The 19456-nt window shown below is 50.9% G+C and carries 16 protein-coding genes; 8 read left to right on the forward strand and 8 right to left on the reverse strand.

The genetic code is table 11. From position 1 onward, the window contains the following. Window positions 1–120: 120 nt before the first annotated feature. Window positions 121–1086: a sensor domain-containing diguanylate cyclase gene (locus tag BV405_RS16860; protein ID WP_217895695.1), complete on the reverse strand. Its 966-nt coding sequence runs from the start codon at window positions 1084–1086 to the stop codon at window positions 121–123. Then, entirely contained in the window at window positions 1083–2084 is a 1002-nt protein-coding gene (locus BV405_RS16865; protein ID WP_086482062.1) for a response regulator, read from the reverse strand. Before BV405_RS16865 ends, BV405_RS16860 begins: the two co-directional genes overlap by 4 nt. Before the next feature lie 327 nt (window positions 2085–2411). Here BV405_RS16865 and BV405_RS16870 point away from each other — a divergent pair, with 327 nt between their 5' ends. Continuing rightward, the gene (locus BV405_RS16870) at window positions 2412–3584 is read left to right on the forward strand and encodes a GGDEF domain-containing protein (RefSeq protein ID WP_086482063.1); all 1173 of its coding nucleotides are present in this window, start codon (window positions 2412–2414) and stop codon (window positions 3582–3584) included. Window positions 3585–3694: 110 nt separating this feature from the next. On the opposite strand, the gene BV405_RS16875 is transcribed toward BV405_RS16870, so the two are convergent. Next, entirely contained in the window at window positions 3695–4996 is a 1302-nt protein-coding gene (locus BV405_RS16875) for a GGDEF domain-containing protein (protein WP_086482064.1), read from the reverse strand. 407 nt (window positions 4997–5403) lie between these two features. Between BV405_RS16875 and queE the strand changes: the two genes are divergently transcribed. Beyond that, window positions 5404–6069, forward strand: a complete 666-nt coding sequence (gene queE, locus BV405_RS16880; protein WP_086482065.1) for a 7-carboxy-7-deazaguanine synthase — start codon at window positions 5404–5406, stop codon at window positions 6067–6069. Between the two features lies 1 nt (window position 6070). Then, entirely contained in the window at window positions 6071–6427 is a 357-nt protein-coding gene (queD, locus tag BV405_RS16885) for a 6-carboxytetrahydropterin synthase QueD (protein WP_086482066.1), read from the forward strand. Between the two features lie 89 nt (window positions 6428–6516). On the opposite strand, the gene BV405_RS16890 is transcribed toward queD, so the two are convergent. From BV405_RS16890 to BV405_RS16900, 3 genes are all read right to left on the reverse strand, one after another. Then, window positions 6517–8055, reverse strand: a complete 1539-nt coding sequence (locus tag BV405_RS16890; protein ID WP_086482067.1) for a sensor domain-containing diguanylate cyclase — start codon at window positions 8053–8055, stop codon at window positions 6517–6519. Between the two features lie 9 nt (window positions 8056–8064). Continuing rightward, window positions 8065–9909 carry a bifunctional diguanylate cyclase/phosphodiesterase gene (locus BV405_RS16895; protein WP_086482068.1) on the reverse strand — a complete coding sequence of 615 codons (1845 nt, stop codon included), beginning with the start codon at window positions 9907–9909 and terminating at the stop codon, window positions 8065–8067. 315 nt (window positions 9910–10224) lie between these two features. Beyond that, complete coding sequence (locus BV405_RS16900; RefSeq protein ID WP_086482069.1) at window positions 10225–10683, reverse strand: Lrp/AsnC family transcriptional regulator; 459 nt, start codon at window positions 10681–10683, stop codon at window positions 10225–10227. Between the two features lie 169 nt (window positions 10684–10852). Here BV405_RS16900 and BV405_RS16905 point away from each other — a divergent pair, with 169 nt between their 5' ends. The 4 genes from BV405_RS16905 to BV405_RS16920 all read left to right on the forward strand — a co-directional run bounded on the left by BV405_RS16905 (window position 10853) and on the right by BV405_RS16920 (window position 15542). Next, window positions 10853–11872, forward strand: a complete 1020-nt coding sequence (locus BV405_RS16905; protein ID WP_086482070.1) for a PLP-dependent cysteine synthase family protein — start codon at window positions 10853–10855, stop codon at window positions 11870–11872. Between the two features lie 267 nt (window positions 11873–12139). After that, entirely contained in the window at window positions 12140–14152 is a 2013-nt protein-coding gene (locus BV405_RS16910) for an alkaline phosphatase D family protein (protein WP_245832365.1), read from the forward strand. Window positions 14153–14246: 94 nt separating this feature from the next. Further along, a complete protein-coding gene (locus tag BV405_RS16915) occupies window positions 14247–14909 on the forward strand; it encodes an HD domain-containing protein (protein WP_086482071.1) in 663 nt (220 codons plus the stop codon). A 165-nt stretch (window positions 14910–15074) separates the two neighbouring features. Beyond that, window positions 15075–15542 carry a bacteriohemerythrin gene (locus tag BV405_RS16920; RefSeq protein ID WP_086482072.1) on the forward strand — a complete coding sequence of 156 codons (468 nt, stop codon included), beginning with the start codon at window positions 15075–15077 and terminating at the stop codon, window positions 15540–15542. A gap of 87 nt (window positions 15543–15629) precedes the next feature. On the opposite strand, the gene BV405_RS16925 is transcribed toward BV405_RS16920, so the two are convergent. Further along, entirely contained in the window at window positions 15630–16556 is a 927-nt protein-coding gene (locus BV405_RS16925; RefSeq protein ID WP_086482073.1) for a LysR family transcriptional regulator, read from the reverse strand. A gap of 220 nt (window positions 16557–16776) precedes the next feature. Here BV405_RS16925 and speB point away from each other — a divergent pair, with 220 nt between their 5' ends. After that, a complete protein-coding gene (speB, locus tag BV405_RS16930; RefSeq protein WP_086482074.1) occupies window positions 16777–17730 on the forward strand; it encodes an agmatinase in 954 nt (317 codons plus the stop codon). 89 nt (window positions 17731–17819) lie between these two features. Here the strand turns inward: speB and BV405_RS16935 are convergent, their stop codons facing one another. Continuing rightward, a complete protein-coding gene (locus tag BV405_RS16935; protein ID WP_086482132.1) occupies window positions 17820–19163 on the reverse strand; it encodes a ferredoxin reductase family protein in 1344 nt (447 codons plus the stop codon). Window positions 19164–19456 lie beyond the last annotated feature (293 nt).

Genomic DNA, 19456 nt, shown 5'->3' on the forward strand with positions numbered 1-19456 from the left:
ACGTTTTTTGGGGAGGTGAAGGGGCGGGTAGAATTCTGTTCTACAGGTTTGAACGGGCATGAAAAAGGCCGGATCGAATCCGGCCTTATCGGAGGGGGGGGAGATACTCAGATAATCGAATCAGGCGGAATGAATGGTGGTCTGGTTACGACCGTTGCGTTTTGAGCTGTACAAAGCCTGATCTGCCAGTTCCAGCCATTGATTGTACTCGGTCATCTCGTTACTGATCTCACAAACCCCAAGGCTTATCGTGAACTGAATCTCCTGACCTTCGTAATTTACCTTGGCCGCTTCCAGAGAGATCCGCAGGCGTTCTGCCATGATTACGGCTTGCTCGGCATTGGTTTCCGGCAGGATGATACCGAACTCTTCGCCACCGTAACGGCCGGAGATGTCGGTTTCCCGCTGCAGTTGCATCAGAGTATTGGCAACCAGCTTGATCACTTCGTCACCCGCCTGATGGCCGTAGGTATCGTTCACTTTTTTGAAGTGATCGATATCGAACATCACCAGAGAGGAGGCGGTTTGGCTGCGTTTGAAGCGGCGGAACTCCTGATCCAGGCGCTCTTCCCAGTGTCCCCGGTTGTTAAGTCCGGTCAGGCGATCGGTACGGCTAAGACGGGCCAGCTCCTGATTCGCCTTTTCCAGCTCAATCTTACTAGTGGCGATATCGGTTACGTCATAAATCAGAATCGCCGCATGGGTTACGCTCTTGTCCATGCCGGTCAGAGGAATGATAGTGACGTTCTGATACATCTGATCAGACTTACCGGTTAAAGGGCGATAGCTCTTAAATTTGAACAGATGAGGGCGTTGCTCCCAGGTCGAGTACGCGCGACTGTCCAGTGTAAATACTGATTCCAGCTTTCGGGTCAGCCATTGCTCGGGCAGTTCCGGAAACAGGCCAAAAATATTACTGCCACGGGCGCGGGAGGTGCGAACGCCACTGTGGTTTTCCATAAAACCGTTCCAGAGCTGGATATCAAAGGCTTTATCAACCACCACCAGACCCACATCGACCGTTTGCAGCATCTGCATCAGCCAATGCAGGCGGGACATATCCAGTTCCTGATTGTCATTCATCATTTCAGATACCCCGCGCGTTCTGTCAAGGCTGGTAAAGAGTCTTCCGTCAGCACAAGGATAAGGTCGCATTCAACCTGATGATCCGGGATACCGTAGTCAATTTCGATGGCCAGTACTTTCTGATCTTTCGCTGAGGTTCCCAGAAGCGGAGGCAGGGCTTTTTTCTGCCCCAGAATAACCGGGTGACTGTAGCTGAATTCAATGTCCAGCTGTTCAGCAATTCCTTTCAGACAGGCGCCGATCAGAATGCCGGACAAGTCCATCAGAACTTCAAGATCGTTATTACTGGTACCGCCTGAGGTCATTTGGTCGTATTGCATCAGACGGGTCATATGAGGAAAACTTTCGTCGCCCACCAGCAGAATCGCTTCACCGGCGATGCCGGAGCCATTAAAACCCTGTGACACCCCTGACAGCGAGATAGCGTCTTTGGAGGCAAGCACAGATTTCAGGTCGCGATAGGACTTCAGGTGGACTTTGGGCACCGGTAGATGGATAAAGGTGTTCAACAAACCTGCCAGCAGGCTACCAGCTTGTCCCATAGAGACATTGACCACTTCCTGAATCAGATCGGTCAGAGCCACTTCTTCATCGAAGCGCGCCAGTTCTGATGCGGTTCGAGGAACGGAGCTACTGATAATGCCGTACTGAACCAGAATCTCGGTGATCTTTTCGGTGGTGACCGGCTTTTTGATGAAATCCAGTGCGCCCAGAGCCATTACCCGTTTGTGGGCTTCCGGCTGAATATCACCGGAGACTACCAGCACCATAGTGGGCAGATCTTCTTTACGGATAGCTTCCAGAACGGCATAGCCATCCATGACGGGCATGTTCAGGTCGAGAAAGAGAATATCAGCTTTACCGGCTTTGATGGCTTCAATCGCTTCTTCGCCATGGTTGGCGAAGCTGATTTCAACATCCCAGCCGCCGGGCAGGGCGCGGGCCATCTGCTTGCGGGCGAAGCTTGAATCATCACATATGACGATGGGGGTAGTCATCAGCGGTACAGATCCTTTAGCTGTTGCATTAAACCCTCAGGTTTAGTTTATAGACCGGTTCAGCGTGCGGTGCAGACCAGTTCTTGTTTTGTTTACAAAATGATACATATCTTCTGCATCTAACAATAGAGCCTAACAGAAAAAAAAGCGCTGTGTGAAAAGAGTGTTACAAAATGGCGCGCTTTGTCACAAAATGTAGGCTGTTATTGTTTTTCTGTTGGCGGAGGATAACCTGCAAGAAAAATAAGGGTATAGTGCCCAAAAAGATGTTGTTTTTATTCATTTTTTCCAGAGTTAGCTCTTTTTATATTTTAGGTCGACCTAATAATGCGTGACAAATCTATTCTGACCGATATCGACTCATTGACGATGTCGCAGCGGCTTCGTTTTTTGTTTGAGCAGATCCGGGGTTATGAACTGCTTGGTAGCCGCGAACATCCGGCCGACTTCAATCTGGTACGGGCAGAATATATCAATACCCGCGTACGTTTTCTGGCGCTGCTGTTTTCTGTGCTGACGCCGCTGTGGATACCCGTGGACTATTTCATTCTGCCTGAGAGTGACTTTGGCATGATGGTAATAGCCCGTATGCTCTTCTCTCTGTCGCTGCTGGCGCTCTGGGTTAAGGCTTCTTATGTCTTCTCGTTAGGCCATGCCCGTTTTCGGCTGGTGGTGCTGATGGTGATGCCGGCACTTTTCCACCTCTCGACCCAGTTTATTCTCGGCAATCACCTCGATGATGAGCGGCTGGCCTCTTATACCTTCCTGCCGTTTCTGATTATTGCGATTCACTGTGTTTTCCCTCTGACCCTGAAAGAGGGCTGCCTCCTCGCGTTCTTTACCATCTTTACGTTGTCTCTGGACGAAGTGGTTCAGCATCAGGTGTTTACCCTCACTTCGCTGAATAACCTCTGGTTGCTGGCCGTGATTATGGGAATTGCTATCTGGGCGCAGTTGTCACAGCTGCACATGCAGCTGAAACTGTTTGAGCAGGCAACAACCGATGCCCTCACAGGTCTGCTGACCCGGCGTTCTTTTATGACTCAGGCGGAGTCTGAACTCAGCCGTGCTGAACGCTATAACCGCACACTTTCCATTGCCCTGATCGATCTGGATCACTTCAAAGCGGTGAACGATACCTTTGGTCATCAGGGGGGGGACAAGGTGCTTATCTCCTTTGCCAAACAGCTCAAAGATGCGTTAAGGACCACGGATATTATCGGCCGTTATGGTGGCGAGGAGTTTATTATTGTTTTGCCCGAAACACCTGTAGAAGAAGCACGAAAAGTGATACAGCGGGTGCTGGATACTTGCCGCGAGACTGTGATCAGCCATGACAATAAAGAGATTCGCTTTACTGCCAGTGCAGGCTTAGGAGAGGTCCTGGTAGATGTGCAGTCCTCAATCCATTACGTCGATCAGGCGCTTTATAAAGCCAAAGAGGACGGGCGGGACAGGATTGTTCTGGCTGCCGGTGAACGTGAGTTGCTGGCTGAATAGCGCATAAAACACATCAGAACCCGGTCATTAGCACCAAAAAGTAAGGCTGCATCACTGCAGCCTTCTTTGTTTCTGTTTTCTGATTATTCGATGCAGCATCATTGAAATTCTCAGGATGCTTTAGCAGCCTTGCGGGCTCGTTTCTCATGGTACATCGCGTGATCCGCCTGCAGCAGGAGTTCATCTGTTGTGGTCGCATCGGTGGGGTAGGTGGCATACCCCACGCTTGCTTCAAGGTGAAGGTTTACCACGCCGAGATTTGCGCGTTTTTCGTTGAGCGCATCCGTCAGGCGTCGTTTGATCGCCAATGCACCGCTGATATCAGTATTGGTCAGCACCACAACAAACTCATCGCCCCCTAACCGGATCACCAGATCTTCCGGTTTGACTCTGTGCTTCAGAACCGAAGCAAAAAACACCAGAGCCAGATCGCCCGCCTCATGGCCGTAGGTGTCATTGATTGCCTTAAAACGATCCAGATCAATCAGCATCAGTGTCAGTGGTTGCTCGGTACTGCGGCTTTTACGGATCAGATTAGGCATCTGTTCGTTAAAGTAGCGACGGTTAAAGAGACCAGTCAGAGCATCGGTATAGGAATGCTCCCGCAACTGATCGTGATAGTCCTCAAGCTCCTGTGCCAGCTGATTAAAGCTCTGAGCCAGCTGAAAGGGTTCGCGCAGCTGAAACTGATCGGAGTTAATCCGGTTCACACTCAGATCATCTTTGATCGCGTCCCGTATCTGATAGGAAAGATCCTTCATGGGGCGCACGATTCTGAGGCGAAGAATAAAAAACAGAGCACTGCAGAGCAGAACCACGATAGTCAGCGTAGTGGCGATATAGACGTTAAAGGTATGAGACAGTGGAACCTGCATCGGCTGGTCGCTGAAGCGCAGATCAATCACGCCGTGAATCGCACCGGAATAAGAGTTTACGTGGCAGGAGAGGCAAGCTTCGGTCGCTCTGATGACATACAGATATCTCAGCTGGTTATCCTGATGGATAATTTGAGTTTGACCGGTGCGCATCACCTCTGCCAGTTGCGGATCAGCATTAACCAGCTCCTGACTGGCATCAGTTGCGCCGAATTGATCTTCGATGATTTTGCTGCGTACCAGAAGCACCTGTTTTTCCTGGCGGCTCAACTCGAGTGAATGGATAAAGTAATCCATATCCTGCTTCGTCCAGCCCTGTAGCATTCCCTGCCAGAGTGCTTTAAAGATGATCTCTGCCTGTTGTTCAGCCTGGGTAGTAGCCAGCTCCTGAATGGTTTGTTTTTTCAGATAATTGGACAGGAGGAAATTAAAGAGCACGCCAGTCAGGGTGACACTGATAAAGGTGTAGAGCAGAGTCTTGTAGGTTGAAGTCTTATGGTAGGCAGCGGGCAGCTGCAGGCCATCGGGCTGCGTCATAGCGGCAAGTCCATTGTTCTTGTGTGGGGATTAATAAGTATAACTTTTACACGTTAATCATGAAATTAAATAAAGGTTATAACGGGCTGCGCTATTAGTATAAGTATGTGCTTAAGTTGTTCGGTTTTATTAGCTTGTAGCAGAGTTTAGTTATGGTTTGGAGGGCGATTGAGCGACCGATTTTAGCCCGGTTCAGTGAGGACAACGGATTAGAGCGGAGACTCTTGGTATTACGTGTTAGAATCGCCGCCGCTGCGGATTCGGATTAGCCGGGGCGGTTGTACAGAAGTCAGGATTGTCAGGTTAAGCGCCCCTCCAAAACAGATAGGCTTAACCGCTAGCTGTGCAGCCAGTTACTTTGGATTTGATCTCGTATTAATTGCGATTTCACGCTAGCCGGAATACTCATGTACAGCATTAAAGAGATGTTTTACTCCCTGCAGGGAGAGGGTGCCCATGCGGGACGCCCTGCAATCTTCTGCCGCTTCACCGGATGTAATCTTTGGTCCGGACGGGAAGTTGACCGTTCAAAAGCACAGTGTAATTTCTGCGATACTGACTTTGTCGGCACCGATGGCAATCTTGGTGGCAAATACCCTGAGCCCGCTGATGTGATCAAAGCACTGCTTTCACTCTGGCCTGAAGATAGCGGTGTCGCACCCTATGTCGTTTGCACCGGTGGTGAGCCACTTTTACAGTTGGATGAAGCCCTGATCGATGCGCTGCACGATGCCGGTTTTATTATCGCTCTGGAAACCAACGGTACGCTGCCACTGCCCAAGCCGATCGATTGGGTGTGCGTCAGCCCTAAAGGTCAGTCTGAACTGGTTTTGAAACAAGGCGACGAGCTGAAGTTGGTTTACCCTCAGGAAGGGCTGACACCGGAACAATTTACCGGCCTTAGTTTCAGACACTTCTATCTGCAGCCTTGCGATACCTCCTGCCTGACAGATACCCAACGTCAGAATTTATTAGCTGCCGACACAGCAGAACAGGCCACCGTTAACTATTGTTTAAACCATCCTCAATGGCGGCTTAGCCTTCAGACCCACAAGCTATTAGGAATCGAATAACGTGGAAATCTATAAAGACTTTACCTTTGAAGCGGCGCATCTGCTGCCAAATGTTCCGGATGGCCATAAATGCGGTCGTCTGCACGGACATTCGTTTTTTATCCGTATTGTGGTGAGCGGTGAGGTAGATCCCCATACCGGTTGGATTATCGACTTTGGCGACATCAAAAAGGCGTTCAAGCCGATCTATGACCGTCTGGACCACTACTATCTGAACGATATCGCAGGTCTTGAAAACCCAACCAGTGAAAATCTGGCGAAATGGGTCTGGAAAGAACTTAAGCCGTTGCTGCCGGAACTGAGTCGTATCGAGATTAAAGAAACCTGCACTTCCGGCTGTATCTATATCGGTGACTAAGCTTTAGAAACCGGGATTCGGTACGGTATAAAAAAGCCCCTGAGATCACAACCGATCACAGGGGCTTTTGCGTATGGGGGGCAGAACTCTCAGGACGGGTTTGTTTTATCGCCTGCATTGTCGGCGTTATTTGAGCCGTTGTTCGTCACGCCATTGGGCTTTTCATCCGTTTCTATATCCATCTCTTCATTCTCCCCAGTACCTTCCTTTGCGGTTCCGAATGGGGAGGTCTGGGCAAAGTAATGACGGGCTTTGCCATTTTGTTTAGCTAGTCGCATCGCCTGATCCGCACTGTGCAGCGCCTGATTGGGACCGGAGTCGCCCGGGTGAATCAGCGTAATACCAATCGATGCCGTTACTGGATAAAGGTCAGAGATACCGGCTACCGGCAAAGCAATATTGTTCAGGATCTTATCTGCCACCATTGCGGCTTCATCCTGACTGCTGATATTGCGGATCAGAACCGCAAACTCATCTCCACCAATGCGGGCAGCGATATCACTTTCCCGGGTCAGAGCGCATAGCTTCTTAGCGGTGTTTTTTAGAAATTCATCCCCTTTGCCGGAGCCCAAACGCTCGTTAATGGTGCGGAAGTTATCCAGATCGACTACCAGAAGCGCTGCAATTGAGGGTTTCTGATCCATCTCTTTCTGTAGCGCTTCAAGGGATGATGAAAGACTTTGACGATTGCAAAGATCTGTCAGAGGGTCTGTATAGGATTGCTGGCCGAGCTGTTTTTTCAGGCCGCTGATCTGCATGCGCAGATATTCCGGCTGTCTCAGTAAGTAAAAACTGATCAGGTAGCTGGTCAGAGCGGCAACGGATAAAAGAATTAGCGACAGCAGGAAGTTATGGGGGCTGCTGTGTTCCGACAGGCCGATTTTAAGGATCCAGAAACCGTTAGGAACCTGAATACTCTCCTGATGCCAGAAATCCCCAAGCTGACTGGCTGAAGCCTGAATCATTTTTGTTTTACCCGTACCTATCTCCTTAAAAGAGAGTTCATAGGCGTAGCCCTGTTTTTCCAGTTCATCAAAGCGAGCGACCTTAAGCAGTTCTTCAAGATGAATCAGGGCAGAGGCAAAGCCCCAGAAGTTTTCCTGACGACCATCTTCCACAAAAACAGGTTGGCGACCAATAACTGCAACGCCACCCTGAATCAGTTCAAATGGACCAGCCAGTGTGGTTTTTCGGGTGCTGATCGCTTTGCGTGCCTCATCCCGGCGGCGGTCATCTTTAAGAATATTATGACCAATGGCCCGTTCATTACCGGCAAGAGGGTAAATATCGGTGATGATGCCATTAGGTGCGAGCTGGATATTGCCGACACCTGGGGTTGTGGCCAGAATTTCCGGGGCGTATTCATGAAAGCCGATGCGACTGCCATTGTTCAGGCGGATCTGAACCTCCAGCATTCGGGTTGCCATCAGGGTTAACGCCAGATGCTGTTCAATCGCATCTGATTTTGAGGACACAAGTGCTGTCAGCTTAAGATCTTCACTGAGTTCATCGGCTTCGTTATGCAGTTGTACCCAAAATAAGCCAATCAGAAAAACACCGCATGCAATCAGCAGTGCCAGCAGGTTAACCCGCAGGGTTTGTGTTTTTGAGAGTTTCTCAACGGTCATGATTCCCCGTTACCTGACTGTGTCAGGAAAAATAAGCTGTTGATTAATAATACGCTCATTAATGGCTTCTGTGGTCAGAGGGCGGCTGAAAAAATAGCCCTGACCCAGATCACAGCCCAGTTCCCTTAGCGTATCGAGCTGAGACTGGGTTTCGATGCCTTCTGCTACGGTGATTTTGTCCAGCTCATGGCAGAGATTAATAATATTCTTCGCCAGAATCCGGTCGTGCTTGTTGGTATCGATATTCTGGATAAAGGCGCGATCCAGTTTTACCTTGGTAACCGGTAAACGCTGCAGGTAGCTGAGAGATGAGTAGCCGGTACCAAAGTCATCGAGTGAGAAATCGATGCCGTGGCGCAGAATCTCTTCCATGTTGTGAATTGCCCGGTCGATATCCTTCATCAGGCTGGTTTCTGTTACCTCAAGCTGAAGCTGTGAATGCGCCAGATCATTATCGTAGATGGCGGACAGCACCAGACTGTTCAGGTTTTTCAGGCTCATCTGTTCGCTGGCAAGGTTAACGGCGACCGGCAGATGGGCATCTCCCATATAGGGTCGCCAGGTTCCTATCTGACGGCATACCGCCCTCAGCACCCACTCGCCCACAGGCAGTATCAGCCCTGTGTCTTCTGCGATGGGAATAAACTCTTCCGGTGATATCGGGCCTTCATCCACGTTCAGGCGCAGCAAAGCCTCCAGACTTTTCAGTTCACCGCTCTGAATATCAACAATGGGTTGGTACTCAACATGGAAGCGGTTTTCGCTCAGAGCGTGCTGCAGATGTTGCTCCACTTCAAAGCGGCGACTGGTTTCGCTGGAATACTCCTTGGAATAGTAATTGATGGTTTTTTCCCGTTTGCTGGAGGACTTGGCCTGTTCCAGTAAAGAGTCCGGTGTTGCGCCCGTGGTGGGGTAGTGACTGACCCCGAGTTTCAAAGGTACATGCAGTACAGCGCCATCAACCCGTATCTCCTGTTCGCAGAGTTCCAGAATACGTTTGGCCAGATTTTTATGGCTGTTGGAAGTGGATCGGCCATGGCTTTTTTCCACACTGAATACCGCGAGCTTCGCGCCTTCAAGGCGGGCAACTGTGGTGGAAATAGGCAGGCTGCCTCTGAGGCGAATGGCGGTGTAGAACATCACCTTATCTGCCCACTCTTTGCCCCGGGCGTGGTTCAGTTCCGCAAAGCGACAGAGGTGCACAACACAGACATTGATCTGGCTGCCATCGGAAACACTCATCAGAGCCTGATCCAGACGATCAGTAAACAGGCTTTGATTTGGCAGGCCGGTTAGGGGGTCGTAGTAGGTGGAGTTAACGGCCTGATGTTTAACACTCAGCAGTTCGGCATGATGCCGGATCTGGGTTTCCACCAGTTGTGCGAACAACAGGAGTTGCTGAATTTCGTTATCGGTAAAGCCCCGTGGGCGTCGGTCCATAACACAGCAGGTGCCTACAGGTTGGCCATTAGGACCTTTGATAGGAACACCAGCGTAGAAACGAATATAAGGATCATTTTTAACCAGAGGGTGGTTTTTGTACCTTTCGTCAGCGTGAGTATCCTGAATAACAAAGTAATTGGCCTGCAGGGTTGCCGCGCTGCAGAAGCTCTCCTCAATCGGCAGCTCCTGCTTATTCAGCCCGGTTTCCGACTTAAACCACTGCCGGTTTTCATCAATAAAGGAGATCGCCGCGACCGGAGCGTTAAAGGACAGGGTCATCAGCGCAATCAGCTGATCGTACTGATCCTCCGGTTCGGTGCCGATAATCTCAAGTTCAGCGAGTTCCTTCAGGCGCGGTCTGTTATCGATCGCGGTATTCACTAGAGGGAAATCCTTTGGCTCTGCACTCATCGCTTAAACCTCACCTCAAATGCTTTGGGCTAGTTGTGGCTTGTGGGCTTTATTCAGCCAGCCTGATTTTGGCTCTTTAATCTTAAAGCAGCGAAGTCTGTCTATCAGCGTAGCTGCTTTTGAGTCATAAATTCCCTGCGACTTTGTCCTGCGTTATCAAGGTTTAATACAATATTAAAAAAGTATCTTTATTGCACTTAAAAAGTGCATTTCTTCTCTCGTCTATGGACGCGACCTGGCAAGCTGCTTAAGTGTGCAAGAGGCATTTAAGACTCTTTTGGCAGCAGGTGTTTTCAGGATGTTATTGAGGGCTTGTTAAGAACTAAGCGGCAGCTGAGTGGTGTATTTGATCTCTTCCATCGCAAAGCTTGAGCTGACATCGCTAAGACCCTCAACGCCGGATATCAGCTTTTTATAAAAGCGATCAAAGGCTGCAATATCTTTTGCCACCACTCTGAGCAGGTAATCCCACTCTCCGGCCATTCGGTAGCACTCCATCACTTCATCAAAGGCAGTGACCCGTTCGGCAAAACTTTTCAGCCAGGCATCATCGTGGCGCTGGGTTTTCAGATGAACAAAAACAGAAACCCCCAGATCAACCTGGGCAGGTTCCAGCAAAGCCACCCGCTGGCGAATAATGCCTTTTTCTTCCAGTTTGCGGATGCGTTTCCAGCAAGGTGTTACAGAGAGATTAACCGCATCGGCAATCTGCTGAACCGGTGTGGTGCAATCCTGTTGAAGAATTTTAAGTATGGTTTGGTCTGTTTTATCCATTTAGATTTATCTTTATTGGTTACGCTGGAGAAAAATTTTCTCTTTCGGTGCTGTTTCTCTCAGCATATAGCAAATTTTTTCTCCCGGTCTCTTTTTATAATTTTTCCGTCAGCTTTCCAGCGGGTTTACACCTTATTTCAATCAATAAAGATAACAACGGAGCAATATCATGAGAGCCTGGGTCAGCCAATCTATTGCCAGAATTAATGCCGATTTTCAGCGTTCAGCAGATACCCATCTGATTAAACTCGATCTGCCGGATTTCGCTGGTGGCCAGCTTGATGGTGTCGATCTTTATCTGAAAGATGAGAGTACGCATCCCACAGGCAGTCTTAAACACCGGCTGGCGCGTTCTCTGTTTCTATACGCACTCTGCAACGGCAAGATCACCGAAGGTACACCTGTGATTGAAGCATCATCCGGCAGCACCGCAGTTTCCGAGGCTTATTTTGCCCGCATGATCGGCGTGCCTTTTATTGCTGTGATGCCTCAAAGCACCGCGAAACGTAAGGTTGAGCTGATTGAGCAGTACGGTGGCCGATGTCATTTTGTTGAATCTGCCACTGAGATGCATAACGCAGCCGTCGCGCTGGCTAAAGAGTTGGACGGATATTTTATGGATCAGTTTGCCAACGCTGAGCGAGCGACGGACTGGCGGGGGAATAACAATATTGCTGAAAGCATTTTCAGTCAGATGGCCTGTGAGCGTTATCCGGTTCCCCGTCATATTGTGATGAGTGCAGGAACCGGCGGTACTTCTGCGACCATAGGGCGTTATATCCGCTATAAAGGGCTGGATACCGAGCTGACCGTGGTAGACCCGGAACATTCCGTTTTTTATGACGCTTACCAGAACAATAATCGTCAGCTGACCGCCAACAGAAACAGCCGTATTGAAGGCATCGGGCGACCTCTGGTTGAGGATTCCTTCCAGCCGGATGTGATCGATCAGATGCTGAAAGTGCCGGATCTGGCCAGTGTTACCACCATGCTCTGGTTATATGACACAACCGGGCGCAAAGCGGGACCTTCCACGGGAACGAATCTCTGGGGTGCTCTGCATCTGGCACGGCAGATGATCGCACGGGGGGAGAAAGGCTCTGTAGTAACCCTGATGTGTGACAGTGGCGAGCGCTATCCGGATACCTATTACAACCCTGAGTGGGTGCGTGAGCATATCGGCCGTTAGGAAATATCGTTTGATAAGGGGATACGGAAGAAGGAATTAGACAAGGGAAGGCGAGGGAATAAGGAAAGACAAGGCATAAGAAAAGTGGACAGGGAAAGATTCAGGCAACTTTAATCGCGGTTTGTTATCTGAGAGTTATCAGACTGTTAGCGAACACTGTTCTCAAGCGGAACGATCCTATACCGTAATCGTATGAGGTTTGAGCCGTTACAGGTTTTAAAACAATAGCTATCAAATCGACAAGCGCTCAATAAGGAATAACTGCCCATGACTGAACGCGAGCCCAGCCCGAAGCTTTCTACCCCGGATATGGCGAACACCAGTAATGGACTGCCATTAGTGTTAGCGGGACCTGTGCTGCGCCGTTGTACCTCCGAGACGTTAACCTTCTGGTTGGCGACCTCTCAGCCCGTTGCCGGGCAGGTCAAGCTGATGCCTGATTCCTGTGATGCACTCACCATTACGGCGGAACAATGGCGAAGGGGTTGTCGGCAGATTCAGGCAGCGGAGCATCTCTGGTTTCAGATGGCAGAGATCAAACTCCATAACCCGTTACCCAAGGATTGCTGGATCGGCTATGAGCTGAGTTTTGCCCCTTTATCTGCTCCTGAACAAGCTCTTGATGGTGTGGCTGACAATGACTTTATCAGCTGGCGACAGTGGGCACCTGATCTGGCTTATCCGGGAAAAGAGACTCCGGGTTTTGTACTGAAAAGTCGCCTGAACAAGCTGCTGCATGGCTCCTGCCGCAAACCGCACCATGAAAGTGGTGATGGCCTCTGGCGAGCGGATGATGAACTGGCAGCCAGCGACCCGATGGAATGGCCAGCCCTGCTGATTATGAGTGGCGATCAGATCTATGCGGATGACGTTGCCGCTCCTTTTCTGGCCTCTATCCATCAATTTACTAATCAGTTGGGCTTTCCCGATGAATCCCTGCCTTGCTCAGATGTCAGCTCATCTCATCAGCTGCATACAGATCAGCCGCATTACTATCAGCGGGAAGCACTACTACCGGATACCGAAGGCGGGCAGGCGGTAACAGATCTGGTCTTTGGTGGCGCGCGAAAGCCGGTTTTTACTTCCGACAACGCTCATAACCATCTGATTACCTTAGCAGAAGTGCTCTCTATGTATCTGCTGGTCTGGTCGCCAGCGGGTTGGCAGAATTTGGCTGTGCCCGGCGTAACGGATCTGCCGCAAACCCTGTCACCGGATCAGGCGGAGCGTTACCTGAAAGAGAACCGTGAGCTTGAGCACTTTGTCAGCGGTTTATCTAAAGTTCGCCGCCTGATGGCACACTTGCCGGTGGCGATGATCTTTGATGATCACGATATAACCGACGACTGGAACCTGACCGCCGCCTGGGAGCAAACCGCCTACGGCCATGATTTCTCCCGCCGGATTATCGGCAATACTCTGATCGGCTATCTCTTGTGTCAGGGCTGGGGCAATGCGCCGGAGCAACTGCCGGAAAAACTGATACAGCTGACAGAAACCTGTCTGGCAGCCCCCGGTAGTGCCCCGCATAATCAGCTGATTGAAGAGCTGATCCGCTTTCCCAACTGGCATTATCAATGGGATACCCAGCCGGTACTGCTGGTACTGGATACCCGAACCCATCGCTGGCGCTCAGAACGCTCGCTGGATCTGCCATCGGGTCTGATGGACTGGGAAGCGCTAACGGATCTGCAACAAAGCCTGATCGGCCATGATGCGGTGGTGATGGTGTCACCGGCACCTGTCTTTGGGGTCAAACTGATCGAGGTGATCCAGCGTATCTTCACCTGGTTTGGCAACCCCCTTATGGTGGATGCCGAAAACTGGATGGCGCACAAAGGTGCCGCCTACGCGCTGATGAATCTCTTCCGTCACCCTAAAACCCCGAAGAACTTTGTGATTCTCTCCGGCGACGTGCATTACTCCTTTGTTTATGACATTGAGTTACGGGGGCGAGAGCGTGGGCCGGATATCTGGCAGATCACCAGTAGTGGCTTTAAAAATGAGTTTCCGGCCACGCTGTTGACGGTTTTTGATCGCCTGAATCGATGGCTCTATTCACCTCGATCTCCTTTGAACTGGTTTACCAAGCGGCGGAAAATGCGGGTTATTCCTAGAAAGCCGAAAACTGCTGATCCCGGTGAGCGCCTTGCCAATGGCGCTGGCATAGGTTTAGTGGAACTTAATGATGACGGCGCACCGATTCGGGTGGAACAGCTCTGTGCCGATGGCCGAACCGTAGGCTTTAAACTGCAGCACGATGAGGCCCGCTGGGAGTAGCTTTAATTTCCCCGCGGGGGGATAGTCAGCCCTGCTGAAATCGCATATAACAGAGGTATTAACAGACTTTTTTGCTTTGATCCGGAGTGTCTCTATGGAACGCTTTAATTTCTCCCGCTGGAAACTGCTGATGCAGCAATGGGGGCTGGCTGAACATGGCCCACTGTTTGAGATGCTGCAGGATGCTTATCGCAAAGAGGGGCGTTATTACCACACCGAATACCATGTGGATGCCTGTCTGAAACATCTGGACCGTTTTCGCGCTGAACTGCAATATCCGGATGAGGTTGAGCTGGCGCTCTGGTTTCACGATGCCGTGTACGACCCTTTCCGGCAGGATAATGAGCTGAAAAGTGCCCGATGGGCGCAGGCATTTCTGCAAAGCCAAAATGCCGATGCCAATAAAACCGAGCGGGTTTATCAGCTGATTATGGCGACCTGTCACGGGGCTTTACCTGACACTGATCTTCAAGCGGCCTCCCATCCTGATCAAAACTGGATGCTGGATATCGATCTGGCGATTTTGGGTGCGCCCTTTGATGGTTATCGCGCCTACGAACAAGCTATTCGCAACGAATATCGTGAAGTGCCTCTGGCTATCTACTGCCAGAAACGGGCTGAGCTTCTGAAGGGCTTCCTGCAGGAAGCCTCTCTTTACCAAACAGAAGTATTCCGCATCGAGCGTGAACAGCAGGCGAGGGATAATCTGAGTTGGGCTATTGAGAGTCTGGTTCAGGGGGCAATCCCCGGGGCATAAACAGCGTCTTCTCACGGGTTATTTTCCGTGTTTAGGCTCAAGATCCACGGAGTTTTGACCAATCGCATTGTTTTAAACCGCATAAATCAAGAGGATATCCCACCTGCCGGTTTCGGTAGGCTGACACTCAGATCCTAAACTCTTGTGAATACGACGGCGGTTGCTATGACTTCCTCAAAAGATGCTGCAAAAACCACTTTGAGAACACTTAAGGCGGGCGAGATCGCGCCGGGTATGCGTTTGCAGTATTACGAACACGCTGCGATGGATCGGGCACACCATAAATTTACCGCCCTGTTGGGGGCTTTGCCGCTGGTGGATGAACGGGCTTTTGGCAATCTGCTGGAACAGATCTATCAGGAAGCAAAAGAGCATTTCGAACAGGAAGAACGCTTTATGCTGGCAACGGAATTTGATCAGTATGCGGGTCATAAAGCTCAGCATGATGCCTTACTGGACGTATTGAATGCCCATCGGGCCAACCTGAAAGCCGGTGAGCAACCGAACGCGGTTGAGCTTCAGCTGGAGATCTGCCGCTGGCAGGATCAGCATCAGCAGGATTGGGATTACCCGCTGGCGGATTTCCTCCGTTGCCGTGCCAGCTGGATGAACAGTGAATCCAAGGTGATCTGATTCAAAGAAAAACCTCAGTGCGCTAACACTGAGGTTTTTTTATGCCTGTTAGTTGTCTTTTCAGTCTGGGGCCCAGCCAATCTGCTTTTAGCCATTCAGCAGGCGATCCCCAAAGTGCTGCACCTGTTCCTGCAGCCAGACCCGGCCAGGTTCCTTGGCAAAGAGCGGGTGATAAATCTGCGTCATCTGCACACTTGGCAGCCCTTCCGGCGGTTCGGCCAGAGCTACCGGAAAGAGTTCACTGAAGAGTAATCCCATCTGATAGGGTAGGGTCATAATCGCCTGAGTCTGGGCGACAATTTTTGCAGCCGCCATATAGTTTACGGTTCGGGCGATACTGCGACGGCCGAGTTTAGACTCTGCCAGCCAATGGTCGATAGCATTAGCGTTGCTGCCCGCCAGATCTGAAAACACGATGTGGGGGCGCTGAATATAATCCTTCAGATCCAGCTGTTCCGGCAGGTCAGGATTGCTCTGGGCTAACAAACAAATCTGCTGCTCGCTGATCCAGTTTTCCACCACCAGATGCGCAGGAACCTGCTCATTCGCATCCATGCCGACCACCAGATCCACCTCACCGGTTTCCAGGTCAGAAAGAAAAGCATCTTCGTCGATCATGCGGGCTTCTACGGAAATATTGGGGGCAATATTCTGAAAGTGGCTGATCATGTCGGGAAAGACAACCGCCTCGAAATAGTCGGTACAGGCGATCACAAAAGCCCGCTCACTGTCGGCGGGATTAAAGTGTTCCGGTGGGCTGAGGCTACGTTCAATCTGCCTTAGGGCGTTGCGTACTTCCGGTAGCAGTTCCAGTGCCCTTGGGGTTGGTTGCAGGCCGTTTTCGGTGCGGATCAGCAGGGGGTCATCCAGCTGTTCCCGCAGTCGGTTCAGGGCGTGACTCATGGCGGACTGGCTGAGAAAAACCTTTTCTGCCGCACGACTGACATGACGTTCGGTCAGCAGGGCTTCAAAAAGCACCAGTAAATTCAGGTCAAACTGACGCAATGATTTCATCAAAACAGCCCTCAACGCCTTATCTTTTCTTAATTATTAATTTGGTGCATATCGATATTATAACTATGCGTTTCACTAATGTTTTCTGCAAGCCTAATCTTTAAAAAAGCCAACGAGGTGAGCCAAAAGGGCCGCACCGAAGAAAGTAAATTGGCAATTAACAACCCATTAAAAACGCTACAACAAGAAAACGTAGAAGTTGAATTTAGGAGAGTTACCCATGTCTGCAACCGCACCTCAACATACCGGAAGCGTCGCTAACGCTGATCTGCCGCTGTACGGCGAACTGGGCATGACCTTCATGCAGTTTCCGCTGGTGCGAGATATCCAGGCCTCTCTGGCTGATGTCGTTGTCAGTGGCGTACCTTTCGACATGGCAACCTCCGGCCGTCCGGGTTCCCGTCTGGGGCCTCAGGCGATCCGTCAGGCATCTGCCAACCTGATCTGGGAAGGTGCCCGTTGGCCGTGGAAATTTGCACTGGATGATCACCTGACGGTGACTGACAGCGGTAACGTCCGTTTCAAACACGGTGAGCCACAAACCATGGTTGACGGTCTGGAAGCGCATATCGGCGCTATCCTGAACGCTGGTAAAAGCGCGCTGACCTTTGGTGGTGACCACTTTATCTCTCTGCCGATTCTGCGTGCTTATGCGAAAAAACATGGCCCGCTGGCGATTGTTCATGTGGATGCCCACACAGATACCTACTCCGGTGGCAGCCAGTACGACCACGGCACCATCTTCCACCATGCGGTTGAAGAAGGTCTGATCGATACCGAGCATTCTATCCAGATTGGTATCCGTACTGCCTATACCTACGAAGGCCATCCTTTTGAAGTTCTGGATGCAGCCTGGGTGGGTGACAATGGCCCACAGGCGGTTCTGGAGAAGATTCGTGCCCGTGTTGGTGACAAGCCGGTTTACCTGAGCTTTGATATCGACGGTATCGACCCTGCGTTTGCACCGGGTACAGGTACTCCGGTTGCGGCAGGTATCAGCATCGATTGCGCACTGAAAATTGTTCGTGGTTTGCAGGGCGTGGATCTGGTAGGTATGGATCTGGTGGAAGTTGCTCCGGCCTACGATCACGCGGAGATCACAGCTCTGGCTGCAGCGACTCTGGCACTGGAATACCTCTACGTGCTGGCAGCTAATAAGCAAGCCAAAGCCTGACAACTCAGCCGCTATGAATTAGCGAATACCAAAAGAGAAGGCCAGCATCTGCTGGCCTTTTTGTGTTTGGCGTTCTCTGAAATCGGAACCTAACGCATCTCAAACAGCTCCTGATGAATCGCGCTCTGGTGAATACCGTGCTGGTGGAAGTCAGTTCGGATCGCCTGTCCGAACTGTTTCGGGCCACAGAACCAGAGGCTTGCTTCACGCCAGCCGGGAACCTGATCCCTTGTTTGCTCCGGTGTCAGTCGTCCCTGTTGGCTGCTGATTACCAGATGCAGATTGACATCTGCGCCTCTGGCCAGAGCCTCTACCTTGCGGACCAGATCGGCATCCGGATGCTCCATGCAGAGGAAGAGGTCGATAATCTGACGATCCTGTTGCTTGTTCTGAATCAGATGCTCCATGCGGGCGATAAAGGGTGTAATGCCGATGCCTGCGGCGATCCAGATCTGCTGTTCTTTGTTATCGGTAAAATCAAAACAACCGTAGGGGCCTTCGATCTGCACGGGTAAACCGGTGCGTAGGCGCTGCTTCAGTTGACTCGTCCAGTCACCCAGCTCTTTTACGATAAAGGTCAGTTGTGAGTCGGCCGGATTCCACGCCGAAGCAATCGTATAGGGATGCGCGCCTTCAGCGGGATCGGAAGTCACAAAGGCGAACTGACCCGGAGTATGTCCCGGCCATTTGCGGGTTTCCTGATCCAGCGTAATCTGACCTTCCAGAGTGTTCTGATACTGATTCAGACTTGTGATGGTGCCATCGACCTTACGCTTCTGGCCGACCCTGCCTGCCAGAACCATAACCGCAGACCAGCTGCCGCCAATCATCGCCATCAGCGTCAGCCAGCCGATGGGCTGAGACCAGTAGTCATACTTCACCAGAATCAGACTATGGAAAACCAGCAAGAGGTAAGCCAGTGAGATCCAGAGGTGAGTTTTACGGAACAGGCGATAGGGGAAGCGTTTGATCAGAGCCAGTGCGATAAAAATCACTACCCCGTAGAAGGCCCATTCGCCAATGCTTTCAGCTAAACCCCGTTGGCTGTTCAGCCACTCCTGCAGGGCGGGTAAAACCTGCTCACTGTGGGGGCCTCGTTCCGGTCGATCCAGCCAGCCCCAGCCAACCATCCACTTAGTGCCCTTCGCCATCCACCAGTGCAGGGTTGCAATAACCAGAGCACCTATGCCCAGCCATTTGTGCAGGCGGTAAGCTTTGTCCATGCCGCCCAGCCAGGGTTCCAGCCAAACCGGACGGGTCGCCAGAATCATGGCAACGCTCATCACCATAATGCCCAGCACACCGGAATATTGCGTAAATACCTGTCGGAATGAGAAGTAGCTCAGAGGTTCCGGCAGCAGAGTATCGGCCATAAGCCAGAGCAGGGTGGTGATGCTCAGCAATCCCCAGAAAGCAGTTTTATATCGGTTCATCATTAATCCCAAAAAAGTGCGGTTCAGCCGATGCCTTTCGGCAGAAAGAAGATCGTGTTGGGGCGGATTATTCCAGCAAAGAAACCGGCAGGAGAAGGCTTTGAGCCGGTGTTTTACCTAACTTTACTCAGGTTTGTAATTCTTAAAGTTGAAGCTTAACTGAGGCTTAAAAAGACGGGCTTTATCGGTCGTTTCAGCCCTTTTGATGGATTAAATCCGGCTCTATATCCTGAGGGGTATAGCCCCACCTGCGGACTCCTTTCTACACTGGCTGACAAGTAATGATCAGATCC

It is taken from the genome of Oceanospirillum sanctuarii (genome assembly GCF_002150805.1).
Taxonomy (GTDB): domain Bacteria; phylum Pseudomonadota; class Gammaproteobacteria; order Pseudomonadales; family Halomonadaceae; genus Oceanospirillum; species Oceanospirillum sanctuarii.

Coding starts and splice junctions, on each gene's coding strand:
- BV405_RS16920 (WP_086482072.1), top strand. CDS start 15,075: ATGACTTCCTCAAAAGATGCTGCAAAAACCACTTTGAGAACACTTAAG.
- speB (WP_086482074.1), top strand. CDS start 16,777: ATGTCTGCAACCGCACCTCAACATACCGGAAGCGTCGCTAACGCTGAT.
- BV405_RS16895 (WP_086482068.1), bottom strand. CDS start 9,909: ATGAGTGCAGAGCCAAAGGATTTCCCTCTAGTGAATACCGCGATCGAT.
- BV405_RS16935 (WP_086482132.1), bottom strand. CDS start 19,163: ATGAACCGATATAAAACTGCTTTCTGGGGATTGCTGAGCATCACCACC.
- BV405_RS16865 (WP_086482062.1), bottom strand. CDS start 2,084: ATGACTACCCCCATCGTCATATGTGATGATTCAAGCTTCGCCCGCAAG.
- BV405_RS16915 (WP_086482071.1), top strand. CDS start 14,247: ATGGAACGCTTTAATTTCTCCCGCTGGAAACTGCTGATGCAGCAATGG.
- BV405_RS16925 (WP_086482073.1), bottom strand. CDS start 16,556: ATGAAATCATTGCGTCAGTTTGACCTGAATTTACTGGTGCTTTTTGAA.
- queE (WP_086482065.1), top strand. CDS start 5,404: ATGTACAGCATTAAAGAGATGTTTTACTCCCTGCAGGGAGAGGGTGCC.
- BV405_RS16910 (WP_245832365.1), top strand. CDS start 12,140: ATGACTGAACGCGAGCCCAGCCCGAAGCTTTCTACCCCGGATATGGCG.
- BV405_RS16875 (WP_086482064.1), bottom strand. CDS start 4,996: ATGACGCAGCCCGATGGCCTGCAGCTGCCCGCTGCCTACCATAAGACT.
- BV405_RS16890 (WP_086482067.1), bottom strand. CDS start 8,055: ATGACCGTTGAGAAACTCTCAAAAACACAAACCCTGCGGGTTAACCTG.
- BV405_RS16860 (WP_217895695.1), bottom strand. CDS start 1,086: ATGATGAATGACAATCAGGAACTGGATATGTCCCGCCTGCATTGGCTG.
- BV405_RS16905 (WP_086482070.1), top strand. CDS start 10,853: ATGAGAGCCTGGGTCAGCCAATCTATTGCCAGAATTAATGCCGATTTT.
- BV405_RS16870 (WP_086482063.1), top strand. CDS start 2,412: ATGCGTGACAAATCTATTCTGACCGATATCGACTCATTGACGATGTCG.
- BV405_RS16900 (WP_086482069.1), bottom strand. CDS start 10,683: ATGGATAAAACAGACCAAACCATACTTAAAATTCTTCAACAGGATTGC.